Source organism: Rikenella microfusus DSM 15922 (assembly GCF_000427365.1).
Classification (GTDB): Bacteria; Bacteroidota; Bacteroidia; order Bacteroidales; family Rikenellaceae; genus Rikenella; species Rikenella microfusus.
In genome coordinates, this window is the sequence record NZ_KE386488.1 from 476,798 (window position 1) to 496,044 (window position 19,247).

General features: G+C 58.9%; 28 protein-coding genes. 8 read left to right on the forward strand and 20 right to left on the reverse strand.

The genetic code is table 11. From position 1 onward, the window contains the following. Window position 1: 1 nt before the first annotated feature. The 6 genes from RIKMI_RS12850 to RIKMI_RS0103005 are packed head-to-tail and all read right to left on the reverse strand — an operon-like array spanning window position 2 to window position 4,684. On the reverse strand, window positions 2-1,183 hold the full coding sequence (locus tag RIKMI_RS12850) for a DUF2586 family protein (protein WP_174904594.1): 1,182 nt from the start codon (window positions 1,181-1,183) through the stop codon (window positions 2-4). A 4-nt stretch (window positions 1,184-1,187) separates the two neighbouring features. Further along, the gene (locus RIKMI_RS0102980) at window positions 1,188-2,006 is read right to left on the reverse strand and encodes a hypothetical protein (RefSeq protein ID WP_027290363.1); all 819 of its coding nucleotides are present in this window, start codon (window positions 2,004-2,006) and stop codon (window positions 1,188-1,190) included. 4 nt (window positions 2,007-2,010) lie between these two features. After that, a complete protein-coding gene (locus tag RIKMI_RS0102985) occupies window positions 2,011-2,394 on the reverse strand; it encodes a hypothetical protein (protein ID WP_147288444.1) in 384 nt (127 codons plus the stop codon). Continuing rightward, a complete protein-coding gene (locus RIKMI_RS14230) occupies window positions 2,369-2,791 on the reverse strand; it encodes a hypothetical protein (RefSeq protein WP_051214293.1) in 423 nt (140 codons plus the stop codon). Before RIKMI_RS14230 ends, RIKMI_RS0102985 begins: the two co-directional genes overlap by 26 nt. A 6-nt stretch (window positions 2,792-2,797) precedes the next feature. After that, window positions 2,798-3,661: a hypothetical protein gene (locus RIKMI_RS0103000; protein ID WP_027290365.1), complete on the reverse strand. Its 864-nt coding sequence runs from the start codon at window positions 3,659-3,661 to the stop codon at window positions 2,798-2,800. A gap of 21 nt (window positions 3,662-3,682) precedes the next feature. Continuing rightward, window positions 3,683-4,684 (reverse strand): phage protease, encoded by a 1,002-nt coding sequence (locus RIKMI_RS0103005; protein WP_027290366.1) that lies wholly within the window; start codon window positions 4,682-4,684, stop codon window positions 3,683-3,685. A 123-nt stretch (window positions 4,685-4,807) separates the two neighbouring features. Between RIKMI_RS0103005 and RIKMI_RS0103010 the strand changes: the two genes are divergently transcribed. From RIKMI_RS0103010 to RIKMI_RS14235, 6 genes are all read left to right on the forward strand, one after another. Continuing rightward, window positions 4,808-5,239 (forward strand): hypothetical protein, encoded by a 432-nt coding sequence (locus tag RIKMI_RS0103010; protein WP_027290367.1) that lies wholly within the window; start codon window positions 4,808-4,810, stop codon window positions 5,237-5,239. 24 nt (window positions 5,240-5,263) lie between these two features. Continuing rightward, window positions 5,264-6,826: a hypothetical protein gene (locus RIKMI_RS0103015; RefSeq protein ID WP_027290368.1), complete on the forward strand. Its 1,563-nt coding sequence runs from the start codon at window positions 5,264-5,266 to the stop codon at window positions 6,824-6,826. A gap of 6 nt (window positions 6,827-6,832) precedes the next feature. Beyond that, window positions 6,833-7,282 carry an N-acetylmuramoyl-L-alanine amidase gene (locus RIKMI_RS0103020; RefSeq protein ID WP_027290369.1) on the forward strand — a complete coding sequence of 150 codons (450 nt, stop codon included), beginning with the start codon at window positions 6,833-6,835 and terminating at the stop codon, window positions 7,280-7,282. A gap of 3 nt (window positions 7,283-7,285) precedes the next feature. Next, window positions 7,286-7,768, forward strand: coding sequence for a phage protein Gp36 family protein (locus tag RIKMI_RS12860; RefSeq protein ID WP_051214295.1), 483 nt, complete (start codon window positions 7,286-7,288; stop codon window positions 7,766-7,768). A gap of 49 nt (window positions 7,769-7,817) precedes the next feature. After that, window positions 7,818-9,008: a phage portal protein family protein gene (locus RIKMI_RS12865; protein ID WP_172465350.1), complete on the forward strand. Its 1,191-nt coding sequence runs from the start codon at window positions 7,818-7,820 to the stop codon at window positions 9,006-9,008. 131 nt (window positions 9,009-9,139) lie between these two features. Next, entirely contained in the window at window positions 9,140-10,618 is a 1,479-nt protein-coding gene (locus RIKMI_RS14235) for a phage head morphogenesis protein (protein ID WP_084135154.1), read from the forward strand. On the opposite strand, the gene RIKMI_RS0103040 is transcribed toward RIKMI_RS14235, so the two are convergent. Then, window positions 10,613-10,849 (reverse strand): hypothetical protein, encoded by a 237-nt coding sequence (locus tag RIKMI_RS0103040; RefSeq protein WP_027290370.1) that lies wholly within the window; start codon window positions 10,847-10,849, stop codon window positions 10,613-10,615. The two genes, RIKMI_RS14235 and RIKMI_RS0103040, sit on opposite strands and share 6 nt — an antisense overlap. A gap of 49 nt (window positions 10,850-10,898) precedes the next feature. Here RIKMI_RS0103040 and RIKMI_RS0103045 point away from each other — a divergent pair, with 49 nt between their 5' ends. Both RIKMI_RS0103045 and RIKMI_RS0103050 read left to right on the forward strand, forming a co-directional pair. After that, complete coding sequence (locus RIKMI_RS0103045) at window positions 10,899-11,453, forward strand: phage virion morphogenesis protein (protein WP_037291408.1); 555 nt, start codon at window positions 10,899-10,901, stop codon at window positions 11,451-11,453. A 21-nt stretch (window positions 11,454-11,474) separates the two neighbouring features. After that, window positions 11,475-11,915, forward strand: a complete 441-nt coding sequence (locus RIKMI_RS0103050; protein ID WP_037291409.1) for a hypothetical protein — start codon at window positions 11,475-11,477, stop codon at window positions 11,913-11,915. Window positions 11,916-12,043: 128 nt separating this feature from the next. Here the strand turns inward: RIKMI_RS0103050 and RIKMI_RS0103055 are convergent, their stop codons facing one another. The 13 genes from RIKMI_RS0103055 to RIKMI_RS0103115 all read right to left on the reverse strand — a co-directional run bounded on the left by RIKMI_RS0103055 (window position 12,044) and on the right by RIKMI_RS0103115 (window position 19,234). After that, complete coding sequence (locus RIKMI_RS0103055) at window positions 12,044-12,277, reverse strand: hypothetical protein (RefSeq protein WP_027290373.1); 234 nt, start codon at window positions 12,275-12,277, stop codon at window positions 12,044-12,046. Window positions 12,278-12,339: 62 nt separating this feature from the next. Continuing rightward, complete coding sequence (locus tag RIKMI_RS0103060) at window positions 12,340-12,582, reverse strand: hypothetical protein (RefSeq protein WP_027290374.1); 243 nt, start codon at window positions 12,580-12,582, stop codon at window positions 12,340-12,342. Window positions 12,583-12,586: 4 nt separating this feature from the next. Further along, window positions 12,587-13,117 (reverse strand): hypothetical protein, encoded by a 531-nt coding sequence (locus RIKMI_RS0103065; RefSeq protein WP_027290375.1) that lies wholly within the window; start codon window positions 13,115-13,117, stop codon window positions 12,587-12,589. 2 nt (window positions 13,118-13,119) lie between these two features. Then, window positions 13,120-13,377: a DUF4884 domain-containing protein gene (locus tag RIKMI_RS0103070; RefSeq protein WP_027290376.1), complete on the reverse strand. Its 258-nt coding sequence runs from the start codon at window positions 13,375-13,377 to the stop codon at window positions 13,120-13,122. 3 nt (window positions 13,378-13,380) lie between these two features. Then, window positions 13,381-13,602, reverse strand: coding sequence for a hypothetical protein (locus RIKMI_RS0103075; RefSeq protein ID WP_027290377.1), 222 nt, complete (start codon window positions 13,600-13,602; stop codon window positions 13,381-13,383). After that, entirely contained in the window at window positions 13,586-13,954 is a 369-nt protein-coding gene (locus tag RIKMI_RS14815; protein ID WP_051214300.1) for a hypothetical protein, read from the reverse strand. Before RIKMI_RS14815 ends, RIKMI_RS0103075 begins: the two co-directional genes overlap by 17 nt. Before the next feature lie 10 nt (window positions 13,955-13,964). Next, a complete protein-coding gene (locus tag RIKMI_RS14820) occupies window positions 13,965-14,627 on the reverse strand; it encodes a DNA-methyltransferase (RefSeq protein ID WP_027290378.1) in 663 nt (220 codons plus the stop codon). Between the two features lie 121 nt (window positions 14,628-14,748). Beyond that, window positions 14,749-14,910 (reverse strand): hypothetical protein, encoded by a 162-nt coding sequence (locus RIKMI_RS15010; RefSeq protein ID WP_169715490.1) that lies wholly within the window; start codon window positions 14,908-14,910, stop codon window positions 14,749-14,751. 18 nt (window positions 14,911-14,928) lie between these two features. Further along, entirely contained in the window at window positions 14,929-15,108 is a 180-nt protein-coding gene (locus tag RIKMI_RS0103095; protein WP_027290379.1) for a hypothetical protein, read from the reverse strand. Between the two features lie 19 nt (window positions 15,109-15,127). Then, the gene (locus RIKMI_RS0103100; RefSeq protein WP_027290380.1) at window positions 15,128-15,787 is read right to left on the reverse strand and encodes a DUF3164 family protein; all 660 of its coding nucleotides are present in this window, start codon (window positions 15,785-15,787) and stop codon (window positions 15,128-15,130) included. Window positions 15,788-15,801: 14 nt separating this feature from the next. Continuing rightward, a complete protein-coding gene (locus RIKMI_RS0103105) occupies window positions 15,802-16,008 on the reverse strand; it encodes a hypothetical protein (RefSeq protein WP_027290381.1) in 207 nt (68 codons plus the stop codon). A gap of 4 nt (window positions 16,009-16,012) precedes the next feature. Further along, a complete protein-coding gene (locus tag RIKMI_RS0103110) occupies window positions 16,013-16,939 on the reverse strand; it encodes an AAA family ATPase (RefSeq protein ID WP_027290382.1) in 927 nt (308 codons plus the stop codon). A gap of 3 nt (window positions 16,940-16,942) precedes the next feature. Then, complete coding sequence (locus RIKMI_RS0103115; RefSeq protein WP_147288443.1) at window positions 16,943-19,234, reverse strand: transposase family protein; 2,292 nt, start codon at window positions 19,232-19,234, stop codon at window positions 16,943-16,945. Window positions 19,235-19,247: the final 13 nt, after the last annotated feature.

Genomic DNA, 19,247 nt, shown 5'->3' on the forward strand with positions numbered 1-19,247 from the left:
ATTATTCGGTTTTGGTTGCCGGATTGGTAAATTCCAGCGTTACCTCGAACGTTTCGACCACGCCTTTCGGCTGTATCTGGCAGACCACCCGGATCGTTTCCGAACTCAGAATGTCCTGATCCTGCGGCACGGTGCAGGTGAAGGAGGTGATTTCGTCGGCCATTTGGGTCAGCACCGCGTTTTCGATCATTCCCGCGTAGCTGACGCACTGCCCGGCCGACAGGTTGCCGTCCGTATCGCTTTCGACGTTATCCAGAATCTCGTCGATCAGGGTATCGTAAACGATGATACGCGCCTTGTCTATCGTCCGGCCGTAACGCAGCTGGGCGTAATCGTCGGTAACGGGCGCCGCCGTCGGGTCGCCATTAAGATAGGCGCCGTTCTTGCGCGGGTAGCCGATCGGGATGATATACCCGGCGTCGTGCAGCGTGTCGGCCAGCCCTGCGGCCTCGGCATAGCTCTGCCCGTCGGTCAGGTACATATCGGTGGCGATAGCCCCGTCGCGCACGCGGCCCAGCGACTGGTGCACGGCGAGCGCCGCGGCGCGTCCCAGAATGCGGCCGATGGCGGCCGTATGGTTCGCGGCGTCGTCGGAGGCCAGCACGAAGGCTACGGCGTTGTACGACGCCTCGCGGGGCTTGAACAGGGCCTCGCTGTCGGCGTCGAAAGCCGGGGCGGGCATCAAGAGCCGAAATGGGGCCACCTTCCCGGATGCGTAACTTTCGGCAACGGCCTGCGCTTTGGCAGCCGCGTCGATGGCATCTTTGTCGATGCCCTGCGTAACGTCGGCTTCGTATTCGGCCGGGGGGATGCGGTTCATGCCGACGATACGCACGCGGCCCCCCGCGGCGTCGATCGCTTTACGGAGCGGAGAACCGTCCGCGCTGTCGCACATCTGGGTAAGGGTAGTCGCTTCGGACACTACCAGCAGGTGCAGTTCCGACCCCTCGCCCGCCTGTTCGTAAAAGGCGGTAATCTCTTTATACGCCAGCGGGTTGTTCTCGGCGGTGATGCCTAACTTCGTCAGGTCGGCCGTGCCGAAAAGCTGGTAATGTTTGTTCAACTCCAGCTTTTCGGACACCGCTTTGCCGTTCACGACCAGAGCGGCCACGCCGTCGTCGGTGGCGGCGCTGCGTCCTAAGTTGCCGTTGCCGAGAGTGATGTTTATATTCGGTCTTGCCATAGTCTTACAGGTTGTAGGTTTCCACGGCGCCTCCCTTTTTCAGGCTGTTCTGATGCACGACGGCCAGTCCCCGGTCGTTCGCCAGAAAGACCATCTTATCGGTGGTTACGTGGAAAGTCTTGTTTGTCGGATAGGCTTTTACGTAGGGGGCGAGAAACGCAGGCAGCCGGTCGGCCTCTTTTTTCTTCTCTCCGCCCGCCGGTTTGGCAGGTGGAGACGCCTGCGGGCTGTCCGCTACGGTTTCGGGGGCCGAGGCTTCGGTCGGCTTTGCGGTTTCCGGGGTTTCTGCCGCGGCCGGCTCCGTATTTTCCGAGATCTGCGGGGCTTCGGTTCCTCCCTTTTCGGCAGCCTCCGCCGGGGCGGTCTGCGCCGTATTGTCCGATGTCTGCGGGTTTTCGGCAGCCTCCGCCGGGGCGGTCTGCGCCGTATTGTCCGATGTCTGCGGGTTTTCGGCAGCTTCCGCCGGAGCGGCCTGTGCCGTGTTTTCCGATGCCTGCGGGTTTTCGGCAGCTTCCGCCGGAGTGGCCTGCGCCGTGTTGTCCGATGTCTGCGGGTTTTCGGCAGCCTCCGCCGGAGCGGCCTGCGCCGTGTTGTCCGATGTCTGCAGGTTTTCGGCAGCTTCCGCCGGAGCGACCTGCGCCGTGTTTTCCGATGTCTGCGGGTTTTCGGTAGCTTCCGCCGGAGCGGCCTGTGCCGTGTTTTCCGATGTCTGCGGGTTTTCGGCAGCTTCCGCCGGAGCGGTCTGCGCCGCGGCCTGTTTCTGCCGATTCCCTCCGGCGGCTTTGCCGGTCGCCGCTTTCTCGTTTTTCTTCGTCTGTGTCATGGTTTTATCGTTTTAAAAGTTTCCAGGCGACGATGCCCGCTCCGGCCGCTGCCAGCAGCTGCCCCAACCGCACCCAGAACCGTTGCCACCCGGTAAGGCGGTTTACCTCCACAGTCTGCGTGACGACCTCCCGTTCGACCTGCACGGCTTCGCTGTAGCGGTCTTTCAGTGTCAGATAAATCGCCATGCTGTCCACGCGGGCCGTGGCTGTCAGTACATTGTCCCGGATCGTAACCGACGGCGGCGGCAGGCGGTCGCCTGCCCGGTATTCCTCCAACTCGCGCAAGCGGGCCTGCCCTAAGCTGTCGCACTCTACCAGGGCGCGCAGCAGCGAACTGTCGGCCGCCAGCCGTACCACCGTATCACGCAGGGTCTCTACAACGCGCACGCTGTCCGTCCGTATCCGGTCGCTGCTTGTCGTTATCCGCGGCGTCCGACAGCCGGGCAGGAATAGGGCAATGGTCGCGATGGCTGCACAGCGCCACGCTGCGGATCGCCCGCTCCAGCCGGGCCACCGCCCGGCGCAGCTTCTCGTTTTCTTTTCTGCTTTCTTCATTTTCTACTCTGAGCGCTTCGATGTCGTCGCGCAGATTCTTATTCTCGGTTCGGGTCAGGGCCAACACCTCCTCGAAAGACTTTTTGACCAGATCGACCATCTGATCGGCCGTGGCTACCTCCTGCGAGCCGACCTCCGCCTTACGCTTTCGGCGGAATTGGTAAAGCGTTGTGAAAAAGCCGACCGCAGTACCGATCCACCCCAGCACGAGCGCTACCGTTTCCGCCATGCCCGGTTATTCTTTAGCCGAATAAAAGGCGGCAGCATACTTGCCCCGGATCGACAGGGCGGTAAAACGCTGCTGATAGCCCAGGATGTCGCCGCGCTCGGCGGGGTCTTTGTAACGGGCGAACACGTCGGTGGAACCCACGGCGCGCATCACCTCGGTGTCGCAGTACATCAGCGATCCTTGCGTGTCGGTCTCCGGCACCACGGCGGCGCCGAAGGCTTTCTTCGTACCGTCGGCGGCTGTGTAGTACGGCAATACCGAGGAGGTATAGTAGCTGATCCCCCAGATTTTGCCGCTGCCGATCATCTCTTTGTAGAGCTTCATGTCCTCTGCCATCAGGTCGGCTTCGTGAATGGCATTCAGTACGAGCACGAGCGAATCCACGGGCACGTCGCGGCCGGTGAACCAGTTGCGAAGTTGGAGAATGTCCGTAAAGGTGAGCGCCTTTTGCCCGGAGGGGTTCACGGCTCCGGTAGCCGCACGCACCGGCGTCAGGTCGGCGTTCTTCTGGGGAGACCAGTTGCCGGCGGCAAAGGCCGCGGTCTTTTTCAGCAGGGCGTTTTTGTGCCCGCGAATCACGCTCTCCATCTTTTTGTAGGAACTCTCCTTTTCTTCGATGGCCCGCACGGTCGTGTTTTTGGTGTCGAAGGTGTGCAACGGAAGTTCCAGCGGGATGTCCGCACGCTGGGCCGACTCGATAGGAAAGCTGGCATTATCGACGAGCACCTCCGGATCGACGCCCGCTTCGGCCAGGTTGATTTTGTCGTATTCCACGAATTCGCTCATGTCTACCGAGCGCGCCAGGAAAGAGGTATCGGGGACGAACCCCTCCTTGATCATGGCGATCCACGCCTGTTTTTCTATGGGCATAACTATCTCTGTTTTTATGATTTACACTCGCTTGAGGATTTCCGCGTAGGCTTCCGGATCATCGGTTTTCAGTTTCCGCAGTCCCGGCATATCCTCTTTCATCCAGGCGTGCAGGTTCCACGCTTTACGCTCGGCCGGGATGCCGCTACCGCCCGCCGCGCCTTTGACCTGAGCCGAGAGCGACGCCTTGGTCGGCAACGCTTCGAGGGCCGCTTTCGTGGTTTCGTAATCCGCCGCGGCCAGTTTCTCGTAATTCGCCTGCTGGTCGGCGGTGATTCGCCCCTCCCTGATCGCCAGAGCGATCATTTCGCGGGTAGCCTGCTCGCGTGCGGCAGCGGCTTCGGTTTCGAGTTTCTCGCGTGCCGCTTTCTCCTGTTCGTACCGGGCCGACAGTTCGACCACTGCGGCCGAAATCGCCGCGCTGTCCGGTGTTCCGCTCAGTCCCAGAGCCACCTGTGCAGCGGCGGTCAGGGATACGGAAGCCGGGGCGGGAGCGCCGCCCCCGCCATTCTGATTGATTGTTGGCATTTTTTCGTTGATTGTGGTTAGTCGTACTATGGAATCCAGATAGGCGGCGAGTCGCTCTTCGGGTACCGGCTGCCGCCCCTGGTCGTAGATTTTGAGCGTCAGCGCGCCGGCGTTGCTCGGCAGGGCCGTCGTCGAAGATTCGATCTGCTCCCATTCGGTGACGTACAGCTCGTTTTCGCCGGTAGCCGGATTCATCCGGTACTCCGCCGCGTGGATGTACAGGCCGATCGAGGCCCCTTTCAGGAATCCGCGCTCCACCTGTCCCTTTCGTTCGCGTCCTAACTCCGTTCCTTCGTCGAATACCGGCACGGCGGTCAGCAGGTCGCCTTCCACGGCGAGGTCTTCCCAGCGGCCGATCAATCGGTCGGGGTCGTGGTTGTCTAGCATTACCGGATTAGCCAGAAAGCGGTCGAACCGCCCGCCGGCATTTAGCAGGTAAAAGCCGTGAGAGTTCTTTACGCGCTGGTCGTTGAGTATGAATCGGGGCAGGGGCATTCGCTCTGTTTTTTCGGCAAATATCCCCTCGAAAAACGACCGTAACAATTAGAGTGTCAAGGTGATACACACTTTTGGCAGAGGCGAGAAAAACGGGCGACTTTTGCCCGAAAACGAGAGATTATGGACGTACCCAAACACCGCCTTTACAAAGATGCCGAGGCGCTTTTCGTGGAGAATGGATTGACCTGTTCGGCGATCGCCGAACAGCTGAAACTGACAGAAGCCACGCTGTCGAAGTGGCGGCGACAGATGAACTGGGACGGATTGCGCGGGGCCGCCCTCGCCGCGCCGAACAAAATCCGGCAGATACTTGCCGCCGAGGTGCAGCATATCGCCGCGGGCGGCGCTCCGCGCGTGGACGCCGACGCGCTGAGCAAGGTGGCTAAGGCCCTGAGCTATTTCGACGGGCGGGTCGCCCTGAGCGTCGTGGTCTCCGTCTTTATAGAATTCGACAACTGGATGGCGGGCATCGACCCGGCCAAAGCGGTCGAGTTCACCGAATACCACCGCCGGTTCGTGAACCACCGCGCGGAAATCGATTCCAACCGATAACCGAACGCGTTTTAAACTTCGATTATGGCTGCTGATAACAGGTTTTCAAAGATTATCGGGAACTACGACGCGCACTGTCGGCGTATCGCCCGCAGTACCTCCGTGAACCTCGGCGAAACCCCGGCCGAGCGCATCGCCCGCGTGCGGACGCTCGAAGCGGATTACGTGAAGTGGTTCGAGTACTACTTCGAGACCTTCGCCAAGGTGCCCTGCGCCTGGTTCCACCGCGAGGGGGCGCGGCAGATCATCGAGAACACCGAGATCTACGCGCAGTGGGAGATCTACCGTTCGGGCGCGAAGTCCGTACATGCCGATATGGGGATTCCGCTCTATCTGATGTACACCGGGCGGATGAAGTTCATGCTGCTGATTGGGGAAAACGAGCGCAAGGCGCAACGCCTGCTCTCGGCCTGTCAGGCTCAGTTGCAATACAACAAGCGTCTGAACCACGACTACGGCCCCAAATACCAGCAGGGCGACTGGTCGGCGGGCGAGTTCCTGACCACCGACGGGGTGCGGTTTATGTGTCTGGGGTTCGGGCAAGACCCGCGCGGGGTGCGCGAGGAGGAGCGGCGGCCGGACTACATCGTCGTGGACGACGTGGACAACAAAAAGCACGTGAACAACGACCGAATCATGCGCGAGGGGGTGGACTGGCTGTTCGAGGATTTGATCGGCTGCTTCGACGAAATGGAGGGCAGCGTCAAACGCTTCGTTTATGCGAACAACAACTTCCATAAGAACAGCATCACGAACCGCCTCAAAGCGCAGTTCAAGGTGCGGATCGCCCAGGCCCGCGAGGAGGGGAAGCCCCCGAAATACCGCATCCTGTCGGTTCCGGCGGTCAAAGACCTGGCGACCTTCGAGCCTGCCTGGCCGGAGAAGACCTCCGCCGAATACTGGCGGGAGAAGTTCCGAAACACCCCCTCCCGGTCGTTCATGCGCGAATACATGCACGTGCACGTCGAGGAGGGCGCGGTATTCCGCGCCGAGGATATGCAGTGGAAAAAGATGCTTCCTCTGCACGAATATGACGCGCTGGTCTTTTACGGCGACCTTTCCTATAAGGCTGCGGCCTGCTTTAAGGGGATGATCTTAGTCGGTAAGAGGGGGCGCGAGTTCCATATCATCCATACTTTTTTACGGCAGAGCACCCGCGCGGCGCTGGCCCGCTGGCTCTACGATCTTTACGAAGACCGGGGCCTTGGCCGATGCCGCAAAATCCGCTACCTGATCGAGGGGTTATTCAGCATGGACGAGTTCGTGAACGACTTCGACGCCGAGGGCGACGCCCGCGGCTACTACATCCCGGTGCGCGCCGACAAGCGCGCCAAGGGCGACAAGTTCGAGCGCATCGAGGCCACGCAGCCCTATTTCGAGCGGCGCAACGTCTGGTTCAATGCAGACGAGCGCGACACGCCCGACCAGACCGAACTGGTGGATCAATACTTAGCCTTTGAGAAAGGAAGCGGTTCGATGGTGGACGGCCCCGACGCCGTGGAGGGCGCCCTCTCGCTGCTCAACGCCGTAACGCGCACCCAGCGCGCCACCTACCGTGTCGGTTACAGAACATCACGCAAATACTGAAATACCATGAGAAAAATTACGGACATCGTGCTGCACTGCAGCGCTACCAAAGAGGGACAACGGGTAACGGTCGCCGACATCGACCGCTGGCACCGCGACCGCGGCTTCCGAAAAATCGGCTATCATTACGTAATCTATCCGGACGGCTCCATCCATGCCGGGCGCGACATCGCCGAGGCGGGGGCGCACGTGAGCGGCCACAACGCTACCTCCATCGGCATCTGTTACGTCGGCGGACTGGACGCCGCCGGGCAGCCCAAAGATACCCGAACGCCGGAACAAAAGGCGGCCATCGTCTATCTGCTCGAAAGCCTGCGCGAGAAGTTCCCCGCGGCCCGTATCTGCGGGCATCGCGATTTTTCGCCCGACAAGAACGGCAACGGGACGATCGAACCCTCCGAATATATCAAAGCCTGCCCCTGCTTCGACGCCGCGGACGAATACAAAGACCTGTAAGCCATGTTTATCACTAAAGAGGAGCTGCAAACCGCCATCTACGAATACCAGGTGGCCGAAATCATGGAGGGGGACGCGGACGACCTCGCCCTGCGCCATGCCGTCGCCGCGGCGGTATCGGAGGCGTCGAGCTACCTGAACGCCAAATACGACGTCCGGGCGATCTTCTCGGCCACGGGCGACGAGCGGCACCCGCTGCTGGTCGAACACGTCAAAAGCATCGCCGTATGGTACCTGATCAAACGCGCGAATACCGACCTGATTTTCGACCGCGCCAAGGAGTATTACAAGGCCGCGATCGACTGGTTGAAGCTGGTGGCGGGCGTCGGAACCGACGACGAGACGATAGCCCCCGACCTGCCCCTGCGAAAGGGCGACGACGACCGTCCGGCAACCCGTTTCCGCTTCGGGTCGCATCCGAAGTTCGACAACGGACTGGACGATATGCCCTTTAATTCCCGTTTAAGATCGTTTAAAAATGAATAAAACACACAACCGCGAAAAATCCCCCGCCGGAGCGGGAAAACGTCGGAATTTGGCCGCGAAAACGCCCCGCCCGAAAACGACGGCGCGGCGCGAGGGATACGTGGCCCGGATCGTTCCCAAATCGGTCTCCCGCGTGCGGTCGGACATCGGTACCTGGAAAGCGGCCCTCCGCCAGGCCGACAACGTGGACGACCCCCGGCGCGTCCGCCTGCAACGCCTCTACGACGACATCATGCAAGACGCCCACCTGACCTCGCTGGTCGAACTGCGCCTCCAGTCGTTGCTGGGCGCCCCGTTCTCGCTCCGCCGGAATGGGGAAACCGACGACGAGGCCACGGCCCTGCTCGCGGCCGCCTCCTGGAAACGAGATCTCGAACGCTTCGCCTGGGAAGAAACACTCTACGGTCATTCGCTCGTGGAGCTGACCGTTACGGCGGCCGGAACGCCGCAGGCGACGTTGCTGCCCCGTACCAACGTCGTACCGGAACGCGGCGTGCTGCTGCTCTCCGAAGACGACGGCGACGGCATCCGCTACCGCGAGGTGCGCGAATACGGCACCTGGGTACTGGAGTTCGGCGGGCCGCACAATTACGGCCTGCTCAACAAGGCCGTCCCGCACGTCCTTTTCGCCCGATTCGCCCAGCAGTGCTGGTCGGAACTCTGCGAAATTTACGCCATACCCCCGCGCGTGCTCAAAACCAACACCCAAGACCCCGAAATGCTCGATCGCGCGGAGCAGATGATGCGCGACTTCGGGGCCGCGGCCTGGTTCGTCATAGACAGCTCCGAAACGTTCGACTTCGCCAAAGGCGCGGACACCAACGGCGACGTCTACCGTAACCTGATCGCGGTGTGCAAGGAGGCCTCCTCGCTGCTGGTCTGCGGCGCGCAGATGGGGCAAGACACCCTGAACGGCAACCGATCGAAGGAGGAGGCCAGCCTCAAACTCTTCGAGCGCATCGCGCAGGCAGACCGCGCTCGGATACAAGGCTATTGGAATGAGATCATCCTGCCCGCGCTGGCCCGTATCGGTCTGCTGCCGCCCGGCCTGACCTACGAATATCAGCAGGAGGAGGACACCGAAAAACTCTGGACGCAGACCCATGCGGCCATGCAGTATTATCACGTCGATCCGGAGTGGATACGCGCCAAGTTCGGCATCGAAGTGACGGGCGAGAAGGAGAGCGGATTCGGCCCCGCCGGGGCGCAGCTGGCGGCACCCGACCGTTTTTTCGGTTAAGCCCGGCTTCCTATTATGCCGGGCTGCACCACGCTCTGATCGACCTTTACGGCCCTCCGGTACGCTATGCGCGGCTGGCGGCCGGGGACGAGCGCCCGCGGAGATTCCGCGAGGGGGTCTTCGACCATGCGATGCAATGGCTCCACGCCAAAGGGGAGTTCTCACCCGAAGCCATGCGCGAAGAACCCGCCGCGGCCATGATCCGCGAAACGCACGCCCTCCTGCGCGAAGCGATGGACGCGGGGGTGGCGGACAGCGTGATCCCGCCCGCGATGGCCCGCAAATTGGACGGCAGCCTGTTTCTGTTCTCCGGATTCAAGACGGCCCAGGAGCTGAAAGAGGCGTCGTCGCTGCTGCGCCGGCCCGATGGGACGGTCAAGGGGTTCGCCGAATTTCTGACCGACGTGCGCCGCATCGACGCGAATTACAACGTCCACTATTTAGAGGCGGAATACAATTTCGCGGTTGCCTCGGCGCAGATGGCGGCCTCGTGGGCCGAAGTGCAGGAGGAGGGCGACCGCTACGATCTCCAGTACCGCACGATGGGGGATAACCACGTGCGGCAGAAACACCGCGCGCTGAATGGCATTACCCTGCCGCCGTCCAATCCGTTTTGGAAAAAGTATTATCCGCCGAATGATTGGGGCTGCCGCTGCACGGCGCGGCAGGTGCGCCGGGGGAAGTTCCCGGCTTCAGACCCGGCCGAGGCCATGCGCCGGGGCGACGAGGCCACCGACAGCCCGAAACAGAAGATTTTCCGTTTCAATCCGGGCATCGACAAACAACTCTTCCCGCCCAAACATCCCTATTACAAACTATCGCAGGAGGCGCAGGAACAGGTACGAAAGGTGGTCGTGGAACTGAAAATGCCGGACATCGACCTGGAAAAACTGATACCTCAGGGGAGGGTTACGAACGAACATATCAAAACCGTTATGACCGAGCATGCCCGCCTGTTCCCGGACGATTACCGAGGGGGACTGATCCGGGTGGATATTGCGAGCAACGGACAGGCTTTCATGTCGAACGGCCGGTTTACGAATGGCAAACCCGGCAATATTCTGACCGTGCACAGTCATGCGTTCCGACTTCGTTCCGGCAGTGATATTGTGGAGTTCAACCCGGCCAAAGAGGTACGCGAGGCGTTCGCGGCGCTCAAAAAGGGAAATGAACTGACCTTCAATCAGGAATACGCTTTGGAAAGTCTCTGGCACGAGACCCTGCACGCGAAGGCGCGAGGCGTGGCGGATTGGTCGCGATGGAACAACCTCGCCAGTATGCAGATGGAGACGGTGAACCAGTTCGTGGCCCGGCACACCTACCCGGACTTTATCGCCCGATTCGGAGGCGAGGCGGCCCATCAGGACAGCGTGCTGGATAACGGGTACGGATACGGAACATGGATAAGGAATTTCCGCGCGATACTCAAACGCCACCGTATCGACGAAGCCGAAACGGTCGAGGCGTTGCGAGACAAACTACTGAACGAACCCTATGAAAAAGTCGGAGAATACGCCGTAGAATTCCTCAAAGGGAAAGGAGTGAAAAATGCCCAGGAATTGATGGAAAATCTTAATGAAACCAAACAAAGATTCGAGGCTCGCCTATGATTCAATTTCCAAATAGTCGAAACCTCGGAAGAACTCATCGCGCCGCTCCGGAATATGGCTCCAGGCGCGCGCCTCGTTCTTCGCGTCCCCGCGTTCGTGGAATAGCATGGCCAGATCGAACCATGCAGTCTCTTCGTCGAGATGAGACATATACCACTCGTACGGCCGCCAGTCGCAACCGATGGCGCGCAGTTCTGCAGGGGTGGGATTATGATCGAAAATCGTTTCCATAACGGTAAAAATACCCTTGTTCGCAAATGTACGGAAAAAACGCATCGGAATGAACGACTTACTGAAAAATATCCTTGCAGAGCTTCGGGTGGAGACGCTTGACGAGTTCGACCGCAATTTCGTGCGCAAAGCCTTTTTCGACCGTCCGTGGCCCGCTCGCCGCATGGATACGGGCCGCGGGACGCTGCTGGCCGTTACCGGACGCCTGCGCCGATCCCTGCGCTGCTCCGTCGGACGCGCCTCGCTCGCCTTCTTCTCCGACGCCGCCTATTTCAGCATCCACAACCGAGGCGGAAAGATACCCGTCACAACCGGCATGCGCAAATACTTCTGGGCGATGTACTACAAAAACATGCAGGGCGTGTCGTTCAGCCTGAAAACTCGCCAGGCGGCGAACAAACGCAGCGAACGGGGAAACAGACTGGCCGAGTATTACCGTTCGCTGGCCCTGACGACCAAAAAGGAGCTGACGATCCCGCAGCGGCAGATCGTCGGCGACCACCCCAAAATCGGCCGTATCGTCCGAGAAACCTGCACCCGAAACGTGCAGGAGTGGATCGGGCGGAATATCGACCCTAAGTTCCGAAAAATGATCCGTAAATAACCCTTTAAATACTTTTTTACCATGCTTAAAAACGTAATGAAAGCCGTGAAAGAGGCTTTGCAGCAAGTTCCGGAACTGCGCTATGCCGGCGAAGACTGGGGCCAGCTGGATTATTTTCGTCAATCGCCGGTCAAATTCCCGTGCGCACTGGTGGATGTCGAAACCGTGGATTACTCCGATGGCGGGGCGCGGTACCAGCAGGGGATCGGTTCGCTGACCGTCCGGGTGGCCGATAGCCGGATGTTCAACGGTTCGTTCCAGGCTCCGCCCTTGGATACGGAGTTCGCCGCTTTCGACCTGCTGCAGTCGGTTTACAAGGCGTTGCAGGGATTGAGCGGCGAAACGTTCTCCCCGCTGACCCGTACCAAACTGGTACGCGCCCGCCGCGACGACAGTATCCGCGAGTTCCGCCTTTCGTTCGACTTCGCCTTCACCGATCCCGATGCCGGACGCAGGCGGTGATATATAATTTTCGCCGATAGTTGTATATAAAACGACCGCAAAAATTGTAGGGATCGGGAATAAAAAATGATACAATGTTTCATTTTTGAGGAATAAAAAAGGGGCGAATGTTTCGCCCCTTTTTTCGTTTATTCGGGAAAATCGAACAATGATAGTTGTTTTTCGTTCGCCTGCGGCTCCGGCGGCGGGGCGGCTTTCAGGTAGCGCAGAAAAGCGCGGTACCCGAAGCCGAACTCCGCCCTGGCCCAACGACGCCAGACGGCCTTATAGCACCTGTCCTGACGCTCCGGCTCGTAGTATCGGGCGGTGAACTCCTGAATCTTTTTCGCCCGGATATAATAACCTTTTTTGTTATATGCCATTTTTTTTCGGTATCTTCGTGCCGAGCCGCCAGCTCAGGCCCCGGACACCGAAAATTCCGGGGCTATTTTTTTGCCCGGTCGGGAGCGTCGAGGGCGGCTAAGTAGCGGCGACCCTCCCGCGAAAGTACCGCCCCGAAACGCGGCTTTGTCCGCGCCGGGCCGATCTGCGAGGCGATGACGACCAGACCGGGGGCCTGCGCGTCGATCTCGCGGATAATTCGCGCCTTGTTTTCATTGGTGATGTTTTCGCCACCATACAGCGTGCGCAGGACGCTGATTTGCTGGGATGTCAGTTTCGGTTCCATCGTTTCAGTTGATTATTGGGTTATCGTTCGGTGTCGTAACGAATACCACCGCGGGGGCGGCGTTATGGTCGGTAGTCGGAGAAGCTGGCGAACCTGCGAATTTCCAGCCGCGCGCCTCCATCGCTCGCAACACTTTATGAAAGGCATCCAATTCCTCCGGCGTCATAAAGGAAAGGGGTTTGTGGCAGCGGCTGTACCGGCGCACGAAGTCGTTCACCTCCGCGAATCGAACGACGGCAGGCAAAGGCTCTTTGCGTTCGACAATGCCATGACGGGCCAGGATGTTCAGTATCGTGCTGATCTTCTTACCTCTGGTCTCGCGGTCTGTATCCTGTCGTGGGCGGATAACCGGGGCCGGCCCGACCTCCCGGCCCTCTAACCGGGAGCACAGGTGCCCCAGCTGGTAATCGGTCATATCGGCGGCGGTCGTTACGCCATACGAAGCGTACATTTCACGTTTGGTGTCGTCGTCGATACCTCGTTCCCTGATCAACTTATGCAACCTGCCCAGCAGGCCGTCCCGGTAGGTCTTCATGGCTATTTCATATTATTACACAGCGTTTCAACGTGACGTATGTCACCTCTCCGGCTAATCGTGTACGACACGCGCCCTGTCGAGTTCGTAAAATAGATATATCGCCCGCCATCATAGAAGCGATACACGCGCACGCCATCCACTTCAAAAAGAAATTTTGGGCTATAATTACGATTCCCATCATTCGGACGCATTACTTTCCCGCTTTTTACGCAGCCGAGCAACCCGGCTGCAAGGATAATCAAAAGTGCTTTTTTCATAGTCTATCGTTTTTTGTAAGGGTTATTTCGGTGCGCGTAGTGTTCCGCGAGGCGGATAATGTTACGAGCCAGGTCGGTGTCCTGCGCGGTTCTGCCGTTCAATACCGCCGAGACGGTCGAGGGCGAACAGCGTGCCTGTAACGCGATCCGTATCTGCTGGCCGCGTTTCAGATACAACAGCAGGTGCGTCAGGCGGTGGCGGGGAGTATCATCGGCCCGGTTCATCGTTCAATGCGTCGAGTTCTGTTATATCGGTAACGATCCGGTCGTAAACTTTATACATCAATTCCGGCTCCTGCTGTTCCGGAATATAGACCCAAACCGGTTTCCCGGCCCCAGTCATCCATCCGGCTTCGGTATGGGCCGACCGTCCGCAAGGGCATACCAAAACACAGGCGTCGGCCCACTGCATCGCTCCAAAATCCGATCCGAACCCTCGTTCTGCTGCCGGGTGAGAAAGCGCAGCCCGGTACTCCAGCATCGACCAGTTCTGCCAATCCGGGTCGATTTCCGACCACGAGAAACCGGCGTTCATCCGCCCGCAACTCATGCCGTCGAACAAACTCAATATCCGCATATCCTAACTGTCAAAGAGCCAGTTTCAGTTGTTGCCGTTCCTGTTCGATGCGCCGCAGGGCGATAGCGTGATAATTCTCGTCGATCTCGAAGCCGACGAACCGGCGGCCGGTACGCATGGCGGCCACGGCGGTAGTCCCCGAACCCATAAAGCAGTCCAGTATGGTGTCGCCCTTGGCGGTGCTGTCCGTAATCAGTCGCGCGATCAGTTCGACCGGTTTCTGCGTCGGGTGATCCCTTTCGGTAGAGCTGATTATTTTATACCTGAGAACATTGCGCATCTCGCCGGCCGGAGACAAATCATGACCGGCATGAAATACGATCAATTCCGAATTGCTCCAATATTTTTTTGCAACCCGCCCCGGAATCTTATCCCACGTCAAAAGGTTATCCACGCCTATTATCGAATCGAACAGTGGAAAATAGAACGGGTAAGTGCGCCAGTCGCAGAACCAGTAGACGCAGCCCGTATCGGTCAGCACTCGCGCGATTTCCCTGAATATTTCGGCAAAAAACGGTTTCGACACGTTCAGGTCGCCGAACGTACCTTTGCGCCCGTTGTGCGTCATGCCGCAGAAATAGGGCGGATCGCAGATAACGGTCTGTATCGATCCGGTCGGTATGCGCCCGATACCCTCCAGGCAATCTTCGTTATAAATCCGGTTCAGTACCATCGTAGTCGTTTTGTTGTTAGCTCCCGGCGCGGGAATCGAACCCGCAGCCTGCCACCCTTCGTTGCCGGGAGTAATCCCCGCCGCGTGCTTTTCGCTTGCAGGCACGCGCGGCGGGAAAAATTCAACGTTTGTCGATCGCCTGGCAGAGGCAGAAGATCGCCAGCCACAGGGCGAAAGGGCCCCATATCGGAGCTGTTACCCACCACCACGACCAGCCGATCACGCCGGTCAGTTTCAGAATCAGGAATACGACGAACAGTATTCCGGGAAATCCAATCTTCATATTTGCTTCTGTTAAGTGTTACTCCGCCCGTTCGATACCTACAAAGACATACCCCGCCGGGGTCGCTTCGCGGGCGTATTGTTCGATCATCTCCTGCGTGCAGCCCTCCGGGATACGGCCCGTTACGCGCCTGTAGTTGCATTCGCTCTCCCGAAAGGGATTCGCGTCCGCCCGTTGATAAATCGCTGTTACTTTCATTGCGTTGTCCTCCTGTTTTTTACAATCTGTTGAATGACGGTTCGAGTTTTTTCCACGTCCCGCGCTCCGGGTCTTTGGCGTAGAAATAGAAGTTCACGGCAGTGGCTTCCACCAAGTGCGATTCGCGGAATAGGCGCATGATGTCGGAATATTCCGGATTATCGAAATCGCCCTCCAGGTCGTACAACCGACTAATGGACTTATAATCGAGATCGCCGTACTTGTTGCGTTCGATCATGGCCATCGCCAGTTTGTACATCGGGTCGCGGGCGCCGAGTTCCCGACCTTCGATCCAGCCCCGCAGGAACTCGATCAACCGCCGGGCGGCTACATCGGCCCGCTCATCGAACTTTTTGACTTTGTTCGACTTCACCTCTACCGCGAACGTGTCCGATTTGAGCGTATAGCTCATCTGGTCGTCAGTGCGCAGGGCGCCGTAATCGGCCATGATCGCCCGGAACGCGGCGGTCTCGGTTTCGACGAATTTCCGCAGGTCTTGCACTTTGTCTATCGTTTCCGAGACTTTCGCGCCGATCTTTTCGAGCAGGTCGCGCCGCAGGTCTTCATAAGCCGCCCGACGTTGCAGTTCGGCTTCGCGTTCCTCTTTTTTCTTTTGTTCCAGCAGGACGGCCAGTTCCGCAGAACTCATCTCCTGCATGGACTTCGTTACTTTTTCCATCGTTGAAAAGGGTTTTAATCGGTTGATAATGTTCGTTTCGATTTCATTTCCTCGGTCAGGGTCTCGATACGGGTATCGCAGTCGCGCAGCAGCTGGCGCATGTTCGATAACCACGTATCGGTCGCCGCGGCCGCCAGTCGCTCCATGAGCCGCCGCAATGCGTTTCGTTTTTGCTCGAAACGCCGACGCTCGGCATCTATATCGAATAAAGTCCGGTTCATGGTATTACCGTTTTGCAGGCAGGTTGTAAGTCTCCCGGAACAGGGCTTCGGTCAGCGGCTCGCCACTTTCATCGGCCTCGCGCAGGGCACGCTCCAGATAGTCGTGCAACTCGCCGTAATTGTCCGCGATCTGCGACAGCAACTCACGCAGTTTCATATCTTCGACCTTCGACAGAAAAGCTTCGTATTTACGGGCTACCGGTACCAGTTTCACGGTATTGGCCTTGAACCGGCGGATAAATTGCGGCATCCCCTCCACGCGGTTTTTCATTTTCGCCAACCGCCGGGGCAACTCTTCCGTACAGACCAGCACGAAAGCCACCTGTCCGGCGAACATATCGTACAACGCCTTGTAAGTTTTGATGCCGGGAATTTTGGTATTTTCGGCCTCGTCGATGATCACGATGGGCCGCTCGCCCTCCATCGCACGCTTGCGCAACTCCCGGCCCACGCCCCGCAGCCGCGCGCCGCGTTTGACCGGAGCTTCGATCCGCAACAGTTCGTACATCACGGTCATAATGTCATACACCGTATCGTAATCGTTTACGGTTATGCGGTAAACCCCGACGGGATTCTGGGCGCAGAAGCGATCCACGGCGTAAGTTTTCCCGCTCCCGGTCTCGCCGACGATCATCCGGGCTTCTACCCGTTCCCGCGCCTCGTTCAGCGTATCCATGATCTGGACGTATTGATCCGTGTCCACATGCTCCCAGTACGAAGCCTCCAGTTTGTAACCGACCGTAGCGGCGATTTTCCGAAAGAAGGAATCCGGGATGGTCGTATTCTGGTAAATATATTTCCCGTTCAGGGCGTTACTGAGGTAGGATTTTCCCACGTCCGCCCGGCCCGCGAAGTTCGAGGCACTCATATCGTATTCGGCCATGTACGATTTCGCCGCCGCGATGATGCCGTCTTTTACTGTTGTTTCCATCGTCTATTGTTGTTGTTTGAATTGTTGTGCTTTTTGTCTCAGTCGGTTCATGTATCGTTCCTGAGTAGACAGGACAGAGGCGGCCTCCTCTCTTTCGGCTCGGCGTGCTTCCTGCCGCTCCAGGCTGCGCCGCTTACGCTCGGCGGCTTTCTTCTCTGCGATCGAAACGTTGATATATGCCTCGTATTCGCCGTTGATGTCCTCTTTTTTCGCACCCAACTGCACCGCCTCTGAATAGCCGTTACCGGCCAGATAATCGGCAATCCGTTCCACCTGGTCGCGGCACTGCCGCACGGCTTCGAGCTGCGCATCCTTGCGCTCCCGATGATGCCTGCGAGCCGCCATCGTATCGCCGGTGGCTTCGGCGTACGATAACGCCGCCTTGACTACCGGCGGGCAGGTCATAATAAACCGCCCGTCCAGACTGTACAGGTCGGCCCCGCTCGCGTCGTAAACCACCCGCACCCGGCTGTCGTAGCCGTTGCCGGTCGCCCGCGATATGGCGGCGACCCCTTCGCCCGTGTAATTCGGTATTTCGTACTCCACTGAACCATTCCGGCCTCCCGGTTTGACGATTCCGCGTAAGCGTTCTACCGAAACCGTCGTTTCCACGCCGTTGATTTGCCGTAAGGCTGCCGCGTCGAACGGTCGGCAGTCCGGATGTTTTTCGGCGAACATTTCCGCCGGGGTTCGTCCGTTTCCGCGTTTTTTGTGATTCCACCTGTCTATCTCGCGAACCAGTTGCGCCACGGCTTCCGCATAGGTCGGATATTCGTATTTATCTACGTTTTCGACGTTGGCCCGGTTTTCGATACCCGCATCGTGCGACGTGCGGACGAAATTGCTCAAACGACGCAGGGTGCCTTTAAATAACCGGAATTGCGTTTCTGCCGGGTTCGCCTGCGAATTGCCGGGTTCGATGCGGCGCACCCGGTTGAATACCTTATGCAAAAACTCGCGCGAGGGGCCGGACGAAAACGCGCCGTGATTGTCGCTCACGAATTCGAACATCGTCTGCCGTCCGCCGCTTTCGACCGCCATGCGCACCGCATCCCGCATCATGTCGAACGTCTCTTTGTGCGACCCCTCCGGGGCGATGCCGTAACCGGCGATATAACCGCTATATACGTCGCTGATCAGGATGGCGTAGACGTGCATTATCCGGATTTCCGAAAACTCCCGTCCGTCGTCACGTCTGCCGATGTGATTGTATCGGTAGGCCACCAGCCCGGAACCGTCGCCGCAGAACAGCGAGTGCGCATAGGTCGGTTTTTTGGCAGGAGTATAAGTCAGGTAATGTTTCCGATAATACTCCCAGCCGTGTCGTTCCATATCCAGTAATAGGCGGGACGAAAAACGGGTCAGATGGTTGCAAAAGGTTCGGTAAGCGGCCGGAATCTGTTGAAAGTCGTTCATCAGAGGTACATAAACCTCCTCGTACAGCGTTTTCAAATGCTCTTTCTGCGGCCCTTCGGTGTTCATATAGGCGGCGAACATCACCGCCTCGTGCACGTCGAATTTGTAGATTTCGCCGGTGATATGATCGACGACCGGATACTTACCGACGATTTGCCGGTTGTTATTTCCGATTTTGCGGGAGATGATCCACCGCCGCTGCTCTTCGGCCTCCGCCGGGAACCCGGCGAGCTTCTTGCGCAGGCTGGCCGCCGTCGTGACGCGGAGGTTCGACAGCCGCAGCTGCGAAAGCACGGAGGCGCAGGCGTCGTAGAATGCCCCGACGGTCGGCACGCCGTAGTCGGCGGTTCTGCCATCCCGCACAACGCGCGTAATGAAACGGCACCAGGCCAGCGCGCGGGCGTAGTCCCGGCATACGGCCAGGTCGATCTGGAAACCGCTCTGCGTCTGAATCCACCGCGCGTCGGCGTTATCCTCCTGTTCGGCGGCGGCCTGCGTCAGCGCGGCTTTCAGGGCCGTGCGCCGCTCCCGGCTCTGCGACAGGTTGTGATCTTCAATGAACTCCTCCAGCTCCTCGCGCGAGGGCAGCGCCGACCGGTAACGCGCTGGGGCGCGGTCGGGGATACGGTCGTAATCGTAATAATACTGGCCGCCCCGCCGGCCCCATCGCCACGACCTGCCGCTGTTCCCCAACCAAAACTCAGCGTTCCCGGCCACCTTCTGCCAAGAGGCGGGGAGGGATTGTTTGTAACGCTTGCGGGCGGTTGTTCTTAACACTTCCTCACCAATTCCGCAACACTCCACGACAAGTCGCTGCGACACCCAGAGGGTAGTTCCCTCGGAAGTCGCTCGCAGCAGTATGTCGTTCGGCAGTATCATTGGCGTTTTTATC

What these genes read in the sequence shown, in the direction of transcription:
- RIKMI_RS14235 (WP_084135154.1), top strand. Translation starts at nt 9,140, where the DNA reads ATGCAATGGCTCCACGCCAAAGGGGAGTTCTCACCCGAAGCCATGCGC.
- RIKMI_RS0103000 (WP_027290365.1), bottom strand. Translation starts at nt 3,661, where the DNA reads ATGCCCATAGAAAAACAGGCGTGGATCGCCATGATCAAGGAGGGGTTC.
- RIKMI_RS0103055 (WP_027290373.1), bottom strand. Translation starts at nt 12,277, where the DNA reads ATGGCATATAACAAAAAAGGTTATTATATCCGGGCGAAAAAGATTCAG.
- RIKMI_RS15010 (WP_169715490.1), bottom strand. Translation starts at nt 14,910, where the DNA reads ATGAAGATTGGATTTCCCGGAATACTGTTCGTCGTATTCCTGATTCTG.
- RIKMI_RS0103075 (WP_027290377.1), bottom strand. Translation starts at nt 13,602, where the DNA reads ATGAACCGGGCCGATGATACTCCCCGCCACCGCCTGACGCACCTGCTG.
- RIKMI_RS0103115 (WP_147288443.1), bottom strand. Translation starts at nt 19,234, where the DNA reads ATGATACTGCCGAACGACATACTGCTGCGAGCGACTTCCGAGGGAACT.
- RIKMI_RS0103095 (WP_027290379.1), bottom strand. Translation starts at nt 15,108, where the DNA reads ATGAAAGTAACAGCGATTTATCAACGGGCGGACGCGAATCCCTTTCGG.
- RIKMI_RS0103045 (WP_037291408.1), top strand. Translation starts at nt 10,899, where the DNA reads ATGAACGACTTACTGAAAAATATCCTTGCAGAGCTTCGGGTGGAGACG.
- RIKMI_RS0103065 (WP_027290375.1), bottom strand. Translation starts at nt 13,117, where the DNA reads ATGAAGACCTACCGGGACGGCCTGCTGGGCAGGTTGCATAAGTTGATC.
- RIKMI_RS0103040 (WP_027290370.1), bottom strand. Translation starts at nt 10,849, where the DNA reads ATGGAAACGATTTTCGATCATAATCCCACCCCTGCAGAACTGCGCGCC.
- RIKMI_RS12860 (WP_051214295.1), top strand. Translation starts at nt 7,286, where the DNA reads ATGTTTATCACTAAAGAGGAGCTGCAAACCGCCATCTACGAATACCAG.
- RIKMI_RS0103070 (WP_027290376.1), bottom strand. Translation starts at nt 13,377, where the DNA reads ATGAAAAAAGCACTTTTGATTATCCTTGCAGCCGGGTTGCTCGGCTGC.
- RIKMI_RS0103050 (WP_037291409.1), top strand. Translation starts at nt 11,475, where the DNA reads ATGCTTAAAAACGTAATGAAAGCCGTGAAAGAGGCTTTGCAGCAAGTT.
- RIKMI_RS0103100 (WP_027290380.1), bottom strand. Translation starts at nt 15,787, where the DNA reads ATGGAAAAAGTAACGAAGTCCATGCAGGAGATGAGTTCTGCGGAACTG.
- RIKMI_RS0103105 (WP_027290381.1), bottom strand. Translation starts at nt 16,008, where the DNA reads ATGAACCGGACTTTATTCGATATAGATGCCGAGCGTCGGCGTTTCGAG.
- RIKMI_RS14815 (WP_051214300.1), bottom strand. Translation starts at nt 13,954, where the DNA reads ATGCGGATATTGAGTTTGTTCGACGGCATGAGTTGCGGGCGGATGAAC.
- RIKMI_RS14820 (WP_027290378.1), bottom strand. Translation starts at nt 14,627, where the DNA reads ATGGTACTGAACCGGATTTATAACGAAGATTGCCTGGAGGGTATCGGG.
- RIKMI_RS0103010 (WP_027290367.1), top strand. Translation starts at nt 4,808, where the DNA reads ATGGACGTACCCAAACACCGCCTTTACAAAGATGCCGAGGCGCTTTTC.
- RIKMI_RS0103110 (WP_027290382.1), bottom strand. Translation starts at nt 16,939, where the DNA reads ATGGAAACAACAGTAAAAGACGGCATCATCGCGGCGGCGAAATCGTAC.
- RIKMI_RS0103060 (WP_027290374.1), bottom strand. Translation starts at nt 12,582, where the DNA reads ATGGAACCGAAACTGACATCCCAGCAAATCAGCGTCCTGCGCACGCTG.
- RIKMI_RS12850 (WP_174904594.1), bottom strand. Translation starts at nt 1,183, where the DNA reads ATGGCAAGACCGAATATAAACATCACTCTCGGCAACGGCAACTTAGGA.
- RIKMI_RS14230 (WP_051214293.1), bottom strand. Translation starts at nt 2,791, where the DNA reads ATGGCGGAAACGGTAGCGCTCGTGCTGGGGTGGATCGGTACTGCGGTC.
- RIKMI_RS0103020 (WP_027290369.1), top strand. Translation starts at nt 6,833, where the DNA reads ATGAGAAAAATTACGGACATCGTGCTGCACTGCAGCGCTACCAAAGAG.
- RIKMI_RS0103005 (WP_027290366.1), bottom strand. Translation starts at nt 4,684, where the DNA reads ATGCCCCTGCCCCGATTCATACTCAACGACCAGCGCGTAAAGAACTCT.
- RIKMI_RS0103015 (WP_027290368.1), top strand. Translation starts at nt 5,264, where the DNA reads ATGGCTGCTGATAACAGGTTTTCAAAGATTATCGGGAACTACGACGCG.
- RIKMI_RS0102980 (WP_027290363.1), bottom strand. Translation starts at nt 2,006, where the DNA reads ATGACACAGACGAAGAAAAACGAGAAAGCGGCGACCGGCAAAGCCGCC.